10 protein-coding genes are annotated in these 11490 nt (G+C 35.4%); all 10 read left to right on the top strand.

Annotated elements, in window-relative coordinates:
- Positions 1 to 233, top strand: a 233-nt coding sequence (locus JML65_RS23535) for a T9SS type A sorting domain-containing protein (RefSeq protein ID WP_202272554.1), incomplete at its 5' end; no start/stop codon positions are given.
- A gap of 13 nt (positions 234 to 246) precedes the next feature.
- A complete protein-coding gene (locus tag JML65_RS23530; protein ID WP_202272552.1) occupies positions 247 to 3549 on the top strand; it encodes a hypothetical protein in 3303 nt (1100 codons plus the stop codon).
- A 5-nt stretch (positions 3550 to 3554) separates the two neighbouring features.
- A complete protein-coding gene (locus JML65_RS23525) occupies positions 3555 to 7112 on the top strand; it encodes a DUF6443 domain-containing protein (RefSeq protein ID WP_202272550.1) in 3558 nt (1185 codons plus the stop codon).
- 3 nt (positions 7113 to 7115) lie between these two features.
- On the top strand, positions 7116 to 7652 hold the full coding sequence (locus JML65_RS23520; RefSeq protein WP_202272548.1) for a hypothetical protein: 537 nt from the start codon (positions 7116 to 7118) through the stop codon (positions 7650 to 7652).
- Positions 7653 to 7866: 214 nt separating this feature from the next.
- Entirely contained in the window at positions 7867 to 8844 is a 978-nt protein-coding gene (locus JML65_RS23515) for an RHS repeat-associated core domain-containing protein (protein WP_202272556.1), read from the top strand.
- A 1-nt stretch (position 8845) separates the two neighbouring features.
- Positions 8846 to 9283, top strand: coding sequence for a hypothetical protein (locus JML65_RS23510; protein WP_202272546.1), 438 nt, complete (start codon positions 8846 to 8848; stop codon positions 9281 to 9283).
- Between the two features lie 257 nt (positions 9284 to 9540).
- Positions 9541 to 9816 carry a hypothetical protein gene (locus tag JML65_RS23505; RefSeq protein ID WP_202272544.1) on the top strand — a complete coding sequence of 92 codons (276 nt, stop codon included), beginning with the start codon at positions 9541 to 9543 and terminating at the stop codon, positions 9814 to 9816.
- A gap of 34 nt (positions 9817 to 9850) precedes the next feature.
- The gene (locus JML65_RS23500; RefSeq protein WP_202272542.1) at positions 9851 to 10240 is read left to right on the top strand and encodes a hypothetical protein; all 390 of its coding nucleotides are present in this window, start codon (positions 9851 to 9853) and stop codon (positions 10238 to 10240) included.
- The gene (locus JML65_RS23495) at positions 10203 to 10763 is read left to right on the top strand and encodes a hypothetical protein (RefSeq protein WP_202272540.1); all 561 of its coding nucleotides are present in this window, start codon (positions 10203 to 10205) and stop codon (positions 10761 to 10763) included. Before JML65_RS23500 ends, JML65_RS23495 begins: the two co-directional genes overlap by 38 nt.
- A gap of 411 nt (positions 10764 to 11174) precedes the next feature.
- Positions 11175 to 11490 (top strand): hypothetical protein (locus JML65_RS23490; RefSeq protein WP_202272538.1); only part of this gene is annotated, 316 nt, incomplete at its 3' end.

Here is an 11490-nt window from a genome sequence, read left to right as displayed (position 1 = left end):
ATATCAAGATCTATCCAAACCCTGTTTCAGATTATGCTTATGTGGAAATCGGCTTTAATTTCAAAGAAGCAGATATTATGCTGTATGATATGAGCGGAAGACAGCTTCAGAGTATAAAAACTAAAAACAATGTTACCAAGATCAATACACAGGCTCTTGTACAGGGCGCTTATCTGGTGACCATAAAAACGGATACGAATAAAACGGCGAATGCCAAATTGATTAAAAAATAAGAAACTAAGAATCATGAAAAAAATATATGTGTCAATAGGGGTGCTTCTGGCATTTCAATTATACAGTGGTCAGGCATCATCCGAATCCAATAACAATTACGGATTACCCAAAATAGTAGCACCATCCCAGGAAACATTTGCCAGCAGCAGGATTAGTTTTGAACAATCTTCCAATGGTGATTTTTCCCATCAGATTCCCCTTTATACCCAGCTTAGAACACCAATATCTTTAAACTATTCCAGTGGAGTAAGAGCAGATGATATAGGAACAAGCACCGGAATGTCCTGGATACTGACCGCTCCGGGTGTTATATCAAGAGTGGTAAAAGATGAAACAGACGAAAATAATACCAACTGGAAACCCGAAACGATTAGTGAAACAGCGGATTTAGCCAAAATAAAAGAAGCTGCCAGAACAGGGAATACCACAGATACGGAATATGACTGGTTTAATTTTTCAGTTGCTAATGGATTATCCGGAAGTTTCTACATTAACAGTAATTTACAGGTTTTTACCGAATCAAAAGATAAAGTTAAAATTGAGATTTTTGATTTGAATGCCCCAATAATGGGGTATGGGAAACTATTTCGTTTTAAGCTGACGGATAAAACCGGAACAGAATATTATTTTGGAGGGTCGGTAGAGAATATTGAAAGATCTACAACGCAGAGTTCAGGCGCGGATCGTCAGGCTATCACAGGCTGGTATTTATATAAAATCATTAGCCCTGACAAACAGGAAACCAATTTTACCTACATCACAGAAAATCTCAATTATTATTCCTCACTGAATGCAGGGTTTAGCTTACTTCAAAAATGTCCGGATGCCTCATCTGGCGACCAATATACCTACAATGATATCGTCAAAAACAAAGTAAGCCAGCAATCCTATAAACCGAAGCTCACGCTTATTTCAGAAGATAATAAGAATATCTCTTTCATTTATGGAAAAGCAAGAAATGATTTATTCAACAGCAATGCTGAAAATAATCTTCTGACTTCTATAGAAATAAAAAACGGGAATTTACTGGTTGAAAAGTATAACCTGGAATATCAGGATATTCAGGCATCAACAGCTGCTGCTACTTATTATGGGATTCCTTCTAATGAAGCATCTACCAGAAACAGACATTTTTTAAAATCATTGAAAAATGTCACTAAGAATACAAGTACCGATTTCAGCTATTACAGTTTGGAAAAACTTCCGGCAAGATTTAGTTTAAATACAGATTACTACGGATACCCCAATAATGCCAATAATGTTTCCCCTTTTCCTGTTCCCGGACCTACCAATAACTTTGGTATTTTTAAAAAGCTGGGAGCTTATATGCCTTTGACAATGCTTTCTGCTAATAGAGAAGTCCTTCTAACATGGGCTTCAGTTGGTAATTTAAAACAGATTACCCATTCTACCAAAGGGATATCCGAAATTTTTTATGATCCTAACTCCAGTTCCGGACCCGTTACTACAGAGGTAAGAGAGGTATATGGATTGGAACCCCAAGCTCATAAGTGTAATCCTGCCTATAACCATCCTAAAGAGTCATTTACTTTTGTTTCCAATGGAACACCCATTGATTTTTATGCTTCCGCATCTTTTGATATAGGCGCGGGGTGTAATGAACCGGATGAAAGCCGGGATTGGCATCAGCTGGTTATATCGAATGTAACAACAGGAACAAATGTATATACTTCCCAAAATAATCAGCTTTCTTTAGTTCATGATTCTCAAGCAATAGGGAATCATGCCATAAATACGGTAGCCGGAAATACGTATAAAGTGGAATATACAGTAAGGGCTGCCCTTGGAGCGGTATCTGGAGCAGCAACTATTTCGTATAATTCACATAATGTTACTACAAATCAACCTGTATATTTCGGAGGAAGCAGGGTTTCATCGATCAAAGAATCTGATATAGAAGGGCATAGCTATACCCGTAAGTTTTACTATAATCCTCTTGCCAATATGGCCAGTTCCCAGACTTCGGTTGCAGATTATAACCTGAATTATATAGGAGCAGCGCTACGCGAAACCTCAAGGACTTGTACATGGCCTGGCAATACATTTCCATCCATACAAATAGTCAATATCTATACCGCCAACCAGGATAATCTGGTCCCTAATTTTAACCATAGAAAAAATAAAGTGACCTATACAGATATTACAGAGATTGTAGAAAATAAAAGTGCAGTAGAGAAAAAGTTTAGCTACGTTCCCAATTCAGGATATAGTATAGGAAGGCCGCCGGCTATTTATAACACCGCAGATACCAATTCCGGGGAAGAAAAATCTTATTTACTGATGGAGGAAAACAGCTATCAATATGAAAATTTGGCTTTTAAAAAGCAGGTTACAAAAGTTTATAAGTATGATTACAGCCAGCTGAAAAGTCTTAAAAATTATGTCTTTAAAGAGAACTTTGCCTATTATCCTGACCCTACCCAGGACCAGCTGCTCAATATATCCTATGGGTTTTATGACAACTATTATGGGTTCTACAATCCTACAGAAGTAAAAACTACAGAATATTTGCCAGATAATTCCGTGGTCAGTACCACCAGCTTCAGCAGTTATGCCAACCCGAATCATTATCAGCTAACCACTTCAAAAACTGTGCTTACGGACGGCTCAGCTCAGGAGACTACATATCAGTATGCCCATGAAAAAGGTAATCAGAAACTCATTAATGCCCATATGATTGGTGTTCCGCTGGAAACCATGGTTGTCAAAAAGCAAAATGAAGGTGATGCCACTGGAAAAACACTTTTAAAAGTAGAAACCAAGTATGATAACCCGGCCGGTTTATTGCCTACTTCAGTAGTATCTTATGGTCCTCAAACGGGGAATGCATCCACGGAAGTAAGTTATGATCAATACGATGCCAAAGGTAATATTGAGCAGTACACGACTAAAGACGGTATGTCTACAGCTGTGATATGGGGATATAATAAAACCCAGCCTATTGCCAAGATTGAAAATATAAAGATAACAAGTATTCCACAGTCGTTGATCACCGATATTGTTAACGCCTCAGATCTTGATGCACAGAAGGGAACACAGGCTTCAGAAGAAACTTTGTTGTCAGCATTGGATAATTTAAGAAGTCATTCACTGTTATCAGGGGCTTTGGTCACCACCTATACCTATGATCCGTTGATTGGGGTTAAAAGCATGGTATCTCCATCCGGAGTAAGGGAAGTCTATATATATGATACTGCAAACAGGTTGAAAGAAGTGAAAAAACAGCAAAAAAACAGTGCCGGAAACTGGGAGTACAAAACTGTAAAAGAATACAATTATCAATATAAAAACTAATACCGATGAAAAAAATAATCATTCCCATAGGGATATTGGTCTTTGGAAGTATAAAAGCCCAGCTTTCCACTACCGAAAACTATGTCCAGACCAAAGTCTATCTCGATTATAATGGCAGTCAGCCTACCAAAACTTCTGAAACCGTTCAATATTTTGACGGACTGGGAAGGCCCAAACAGATCGTGAATGTAAAAGCATCTCCATTAGGAAAAGATGTGGTAACTCCTGTTCTTTATGATGGATTTGGAAGGCAGACAAGGGATTATCTTGCTGTCCCTCAATCCGGAACTCAATATGGCGGGATCTATCCTCAAACTTCAACATTAGAGTATTTTCCGGTAGGAGATCCGCAAAGTCTTTATACCAATGAAAAACCGTTCTCCGAAAAGATTCTGGAAAACTCACCCTTAGACAGAATTCAGCAGCAGATCCAGGTGGGAGCGGCCTGGGCAGGTAAAGCGGTAAAATTTGATTATGGAACCAATACAGCGGCAGATGCTGTAAAAATGTATATTCCTTCTACCACATGGGAAAATGCCGCTACTAAAAGTACTCTGCCAGTGTCAACAGGAGTTTACCCTGTTACTAAGCTCTATAAAAATACGATGACTGATGAAGACGGCAACAAAACCATAGAATTCAAAAACGGAAGAGGGCAGGTTATCCTGGTAAGAAAAGTAAGTAATACTTCAGGCAATGCAGACACCTACTATGTTTATAATGAACATGATCAGTTGGTTTTTGTGATTCCTCCCACGGCCTCCATTCTTGCAGATGTGAATCCAGTCCTCAATGACCTGTGCTATCAATACCGCTATGATGAGAAAAACCGTCTGGTAGAAAAGAAACTTCCCGGAAAAGGATGGGAATATATGGTTTATGACAAAGCGGACAGATTAATCATGACGCAGGATGCCAATATGAGACCTTCAGGAAACTGGGTATTTACAAGATATGATAAATTCTCAAGGGTTGCCTATACAGGGATTTCTGCAGTAGGTGTCGTATATACCAGAAAAGATGTTCAGGACGGAGCAGATTACAATGCTACCATAGGTACATCCCTGACAGAAGAAAGGGATCCAACAGGATTCAGTAAAAACGGGATGATTATTTATTATGGAAATACAGCCTATCCAAGTGCCACCCTTCATATCCTTACCATTAATTATTATGATACTTACCCAAGGGGATATGCTTTCAATCCTCCTTTTCCGGATGCTATTCAGGAACAGCCCGTAGCCGTTGAAACTTCTGATCCTGCAGGAAAAACAACCAGGGGGCTTCCTGTAATGAGCCTGGTTAAAAATATTGAGGATGACAACTGGACGAAAACCTATTCCTATTATGACCATCAGGGAAGGGTGATCGGAACTCATGTTGTCAATCATTTAGGGGGGTATACGCGGGTAGAATCTGAGCTGGATTTTGCAGGGCTAGCCAGGAAAACAGTTACCCGTCACAAAAGATTGGAAACAGATGCAGAAAGACTGATCACGGAAAACTTTACCTATGATCATCAGAACAGGCTTTTAGTGCACAGGCACCAGGTAGATACCAATCCGGAAGAAATTCTTACCCAGAATAAGTATAATGAGCTGTCCCAGCTGGAAAGTAAAAAAGTAGGTGGGGTAATAACTACCGCACCTCTTCAGCAAATTGATTATCAATATAACATCAGGGGCTGGATGACTAAGCTTAATGATCCTGCTAACCTGAACGGAAAGTTGTTTGGATTTGAAATGCGGTACAATAATCCTGTCTATACTGATAAATCACCGGCAAAATACAATGGAAATATTGCAGAAGTCGACTGGAAAAACTCTTATGACAATGTACTGAAAAGGTATAACTATGAATACGACAGCCTGAACCGGTTAAAAAATGCTTTCTATAAAGAACCAACCACCGGAATCAGCGGTAATTTTGATGAGTACCTTACCTATGATGCCAACGGAAATATAAGCAACCTGAAAAGAACGGCTATTCCTGTATCCGGACAAACCTCCACTTTGGTGGATAACCTTGATTATCAATATGCAGGAAACCGCCTGACTAAAGTAATAGAAAATGCATTGAATGATACAGGCTATGAAGGTGGAAACAATATGATTGATTATGACCAGAATGGAAATATGATCAATATGAAAGATAAAGGGATTCAGTCTATAGTTTATAATCATCTCAACTTACCTAACTCTTATGGAATTACCCAGAATGATCCTTTGGGAGCATCCAAAAGTTTTGGTTTAGAATATATGTATCGGGCTGATGGCGTGAAAATCCGTAAAACCAATACCTCTGGAGGAGGCAAAGGGGAAAATATAAAGACTAAATTTACAGACTATTTAGATGGTTTCCAATATAATTTTACTACGGTTACCAGCCCTTGTGATTGGTGCCGGACAAGTGTAGCTTATGAGCAGGAAGCCTATAGGGAAATTACTCCTATAGATCCGGTTAGACCAAGGTGGATCCTTGATTTTGTACCTACCTCAGAAGGGTTTTACAGTTTCACAGAAAACCGTTATATTTACCAGTATAAAGACCACCTTGGAAACGCCAGGGTAAGTTTTACGAAAGGCAGCGCAGGCGCTCTTGATATCACAGATATTAATGATTATTATGCCTTTGGATTAAATCATATCGGAGGGATTAAAGGTCTTTTAGGAGGGTACTCAAGTTACAAGTACAATGGAAAGGAACTACAGGAGACAGGGATGTATGATTATGGAGCGAGAATGTATATGGCAGATATTGGAAGATGGGGCGTGATTGATCTAAAGGGTGCTGAATTTCCAGCTTGGTCACCATATAATTATAGTCTTAATAATCCTATTCGATTTATTGACCCTGATGGAATGGCACCAAATGATATTGTATTTATTAATAATCGTGGTGTGGAAGTTCATCGTATTAAAAGTGATACCCAATTTAAAACATATATACAAGCATCAGCGAATGCAAGCCGTAATCCTGCCCAAAGTAATGCAGGATGGAAGTCAGTTCCTATGCCTAATATAATTCAACATAGACCGCAATCTAATGAAGATGTATCTGGTGCTGATTATCAGGGAAATGATTATCAAATTGCAGCTAGAACAGGCTATTTTAACCAGGCTAAAAATTCGGGACAATTAAATTTGGTAACTGAAGGAGGAAATTCTATTCCAAATGAAGCTACAAAAGATATCCCAGATTTGGATCCGACTTTAGTAAAAGCAATAACTGTCCAAGAATCTAATGCAGGAACAACAGGGCTTACGGATATAATGCAGGCTAATGTTCCTGGAGATTGGTCTAAGATGAAAAGTAGTTATCAACTAAGTAAAGGAGAAAAAACAAGTGAAACGAATTCTTTATATGCGGGAACAAGAGTTTTGGCAACAAAAGGGTTTAAGGGAGGCGTTTCAGTTGACTCAAAAACAGGAAAAGTGAGTTATAAATTCCAAGGATGGTCAAAAGCTGTAGAGGCATATAATGGTGGTGGAACAGCGGGCTATCAAAAGAGCGTTTTACAAATGCAGCAAGAATCTAAAAAACCTAAACCTTCAGATTATTAAAATATGAAAAGATTTTTTTTGAGTTTAATTATAATTTCATTTACGAGTTGTAATAAACCAGATTTACAGCAAAATGATATAAATAAAGCTACTGAAATCAAGTTAGACTACTATGAACGTTGTAGATTATTAGTTTTAGAACAAAATACTCCTAATCAAGATTTTGGATTCACAAAAATAGGAAAAGATATTGATGAACAAGTAGTCAAATATTTAGGAAGTATTATTACCTCTAAAAAGGATACTCTAAAAATTTTAAACTGTATTTATTATACAGGTATTTATGAGGATTCCAAGAGAGGAAATGGACAAGTGTATATTTATAATTCTCACAATAAGCTGTTAGGATTTTATAATTTAGGCTCTGCTTTTGCAGTACCTAACAGTATTGATAACAAGGAGTTGATTTTTAAATACAATAATGAAAATTGTAATCAAACTACCAAAATTAGTTTAAAAGATAGTATTCCCAAACAAATATTTGTACAATGTACAAAAGAGGGTGGAGATATATATAATTTAGAGACTGCACATAACTAAAAGCCTCTAGTTACGCAAAGTCTCCTGACTTTGAGCTGATAAAAATAAAAACCATTGCAACTGCAATGGTTTTGCTTTAGTAGTTATTATATTTACCAGTATAAAGACCACCTTGACAGATGAGTAAAAGAGAAGCTTTTACGAAGACTGCGAAGGCAGTTTAGCCAGGGTAAGTTTTACGAAAGGCAGAGCAGGCGCTCTTGATCTCACAGATATTAATGATTATTATGCCTTCGGATTAAATCATATCGGAGGGATTAAAGGTCTTTTAGGAGGGTACTCAAGTTATAAGTACAATGGAAAGGAGCTACAGGAGACGGGGATGTATGATTATGGGGCAAGGATGTATATGCCTGATTTAGGTAGATGGGGAGTCGTTGATCCGTTGGCGGAACATTCACAAGATAATACGCCTTATCATTACTGTTCTGGAAATCCTATTAATAGACTTGATCCTAATGGAATGTGTGACGATCCTAATTGTTCTCATAGTGGATTGCGTCGTGCTTGGGACAGTATAGGTAGATTTTTTGGAGGTTGGGGATATGCAGATAAAAAACAAGAAACATCTAAGTCAGGAAATTTAGAAGTGGGTATTGTAGAATCTGTCGGATCATGGTTGGATGAACCAGTTGATTCGGGCACTGCACAAGCAGCGGAAGATTTGGCTCATAGCAGTATGCCTGGTAACTTTACAATGCCTGATACAAATGAAGGGGTTTTATTATCTATTGCTGTTGCTTTTGGTTCTGCTATGCAAGATGCTAATGGATTTAGATATCCTAGATATGCTCCTAAAAGTAAATCAAAATTTTCAGCAAAAATAAATAGTCGACACAATTTAAATTCGACTTCAATAGCAGGAGGGAAAACACGTGCAGGAACTTTTGCTCCAAAAGAAATATTAGACTTGGATATAGCAACATACAATGCTGGTAATTTTTCAAATGCAAATAATGGAAATGGAGATGTACTGATTAATGGTAGAGTTTATGGTGTGAAAAATGAAGGACAGACATTATTTCCTAGAAGTGGTGGAGCTCCTCAATTTCAAGACTTATCTCAAGGACAAATTAAAGCAATACAATTGATGAAAACGGTACCTGCTAACAAAGTAGACCAAGCCCTAAAAGGAGCGGGTGTATCTACTACAGATATTAACATTGCAAAAGATTTTATAAATAAATATTAATATGATTCATTTTATTTGTTATTTAAAGAGAAAAAAAACTGATCACTATATTGTTGAATTATTAAAAGAAATTTTTAATTGTGATATAAAGGATATTAGCAATCTAACAGATGAAGAAAAAAGTCTAATTAAATTTGAGAACCGAATATTAGATGATATTTCTGAATTCCAAGTGGAATTGAATATTTATTGCATAGATGAAAGAAGAGTTAAGGATCTTAAACTTAATAATAATGTTTCTTTGGGCATAGCTATCTCAAAAAATATTAATGAAGACATAGCTGTTAACGATGAAAATATATGTGATAATCCTTATCAATGGATTTTAATAAAGCAAAATAGTTTGTTTTTGGTTGAAGAAGAGGATAATGAGGATAATAATGGGATTACATTAAATCAGAATAATAGAATTGAAATTATGTATAATAATTCAATTTAATAAATTCGTGTTTCCAGGTGCGCAGAGTCTCAAGACTTTGAGCTTATAAAATAAACTTACCTCTAGCTGCGCAAAGTTTATAACTTTGAGCTGATATAACAAAACCTCACAAAAAGTGAGGTTTTTACATTTTAAAATGGTCAATATCTAAACAGTGGTATAATAGAGTAAAAAACCTATGCTGCCGCACGAATCCTTTCGTGTGGCATTTTTTTATTACCAATTAGTTATATTTACCAGTATAAAGACCTGATGGAATGGCTCCGACACCCCCAGATATTATAACAAAAATTTTAATAGCAAAAGCAAAAACATATGAATCAGGAACAATGGAATATTCAAGAAAAGTTTCAATGACTATGACCCTTTTAATATACAACCCTGAAAATTTGGATTTATCTAAAGCTGGATTAAGTTCTCAAGGTGTTATGGATTGGAAAGAATTTAGAGGTAATGCAAACAGAGTGTTGATGAATGGGAAAATACTTCAAGATGATTATATCAACAATTTATCTGTAGTATATAAAGACTAATAATATTGATGATATTAAAGGGACGGCAAATGTCATGACTATTACGAATAAACAGCTTACTGATGAAAATGGAAATGCTATAAACGGGATGACTGATGGAGCAGGAGGCCAAATTTCGATAGTTAATTATCAAAATGGTGATTTTAAACATACATTCAAACACGAATTGGGACATCAATTAGGGTTAGATGGTGAAGGATATCAACGTCCAGGTTTTGCCTATCCAAATGAAGATAGTAATACCATTATTGATAATAATGGACAATATAATGTAACCACTATGCAAAAAGCAAAGGCAGCTATGACACCCACATCAGCAAAAACTGGTGATATTTTTAAGGCATCAAAAACTAACCCTAATTTTATTAGAAGCTCACAATTAAAAAATGAAGTACAAAAATTTAATACTAAAATCACTCGCTAATTATTGTTTATTATGTTGTTTATTACTTGTTTCTTGTAATGAAGAACAAAGGTTTACTGACTATGAAATTGCAAAGATTTCATTTAAATTACCAAGCTCATTTAAATTCAAAAAATTGAATAGTGAAGATTCCATGGTGTATGGTATTTTTTATAACAACGTAAACAAAGGTTATGTCTATTTTGGGAACTATAAACCATTTGAAGAAAATTCTTTTTTTATAACTGAGGAAAAAGAATTATATGAAAAATATAAAAATAGAGAATTAAAGGCTTATTTTTCAAAAAATCAAGAGAGGGATTACAAAAATGGTATATTCAATGATAATTATTATTATTATGATACTATTAATAAAAATATTGCTCAAATAATGCTTCCGAAGAAACCAAACAAAGGATTAATAGGAATATATTTTGATAGTATAGATTCCCGTAGAAATAAGTTTGTAATAATCAGTAATGATTTAAGTGAGGAAAATAAAAAAGTATTTTTAAAAATTTTTAAAACAATAAAGACTAAATAATTGGAAACTTTTTGCCTGTGTTCTTGAATAAAATCTCCCCGCTGGCGCGATCGTCTTAAAATAAAAACCATTGCAACTGCAATGGTTTTGCTTTAGTAGTTATTATATTTACCAGCATAAAGATCACCTTGACGGATGAGTAAAAGAGAAGCTTTTATGAAGACTGCGGACGTAGTTCAGTAAGAGTAAGTTTTTTCTCCATCTTTAGCAAAAGGAGGTAAAATTACTGTTAGAGGAACAATGTCTAATAAATTCTTTAATTCTATTTGGAATGGTACAGCAGAGGGGTTAAGTGGATATGAGGTTTTTAAGAAAAGTAGAAGGAGTGGCTAATAAAGTATATCTAAAAAACAAATGGAACTCCTATTAATGGAAAGAATAATCAAATAATTCTAAAAAAAATTAATTAATATGTTTAATAATTTAATATACAAAGAAAATGTGGATGAAATCCATACATCTGAAGCGTATTTTGGTAAAATATTGTTTTTAGAGGGGAATCTCTTAATCCCATACATCAACTTAGGTATATCAAATCATATATTAAATAAGAATGATGATTTAAGATTTATAGATTATTGCTATTTTATTGTTACTGATATGTATTATCTTAAAATTAATGAAAAAATTATAATCAATTCTTTAAATAAAGGCTACGATAGTACAAAGTCTATTTATCTTGGCGGTAGTGATTTAATTAAAAATCAACTAATTTATGATATAGAAT

Source organism: Chryseobacterium sp. KMC2, assembly GCF_016756935.1.
Classification (GTDB): domain Bacteria; phylum Bacteroidota; class Bacteroidia; order Flavobacteriales; family Weeksellaceae; genus Chryseobacterium; species Chryseobacterium rhizosphaerae.
Note: the sequence above shows the minus strand (reverse complement) of the source record. Positions and strands in the feature narration are given on the sequence as shown.

What these genes read in the sequence shown, in the direction of transcription:
- JML65_RS23505 (WP_202272544.1), top strand. Translation starts at nt 9,541, where the DNA reads ATGGCTCCGACACCCCCAGATATTATAACAAAAATTTTAATAGCAAAA.
- JML65_RS23510 (WP_202272546.1), top strand. Translation starts at nt 8,846, where the DNA reads ATGATTCATTTTATTTGTTATTTAAAGAGAAAAAAAACTGATCACTAT.
- JML65_RS23500 (WP_202272542.1), top strand. Translation starts at nt 9,851, where the DNA reads ATGACTATTACGAATAAACAGCTTACTGATGAAAATGGAAATGCTATA.
- JML65_RS23525 (WP_202272550.1), top strand. Translation starts at nt 3,555, where the DNA reads ATGAAAAAAATAATCATTCCCATAGGGATATTGGTCTTTGGAAGTATA.
- JML65_RS23495 (WP_202272540.1), top strand. Translation starts at nt 10,203, where the DNA reads ATGAAGTACAAAAATTTAATACTAAAATCACTCGCTAATTATTGTTTA.
- JML65_RS23520 (WP_202272548.1), top strand. Translation starts at nt 7,116, where the DNA reads ATGAAAAGATTTTTTTTGAGTTTAATTATAATTTCATTTACGAGTTGT.
- JML65_RS23530 (WP_202272552.1), top strand. Translation starts at nt 247, where the DNA reads ATGAAAAAAATATATGTGTCAATAGGGGTGCTTCTGGCATTTCAATTA.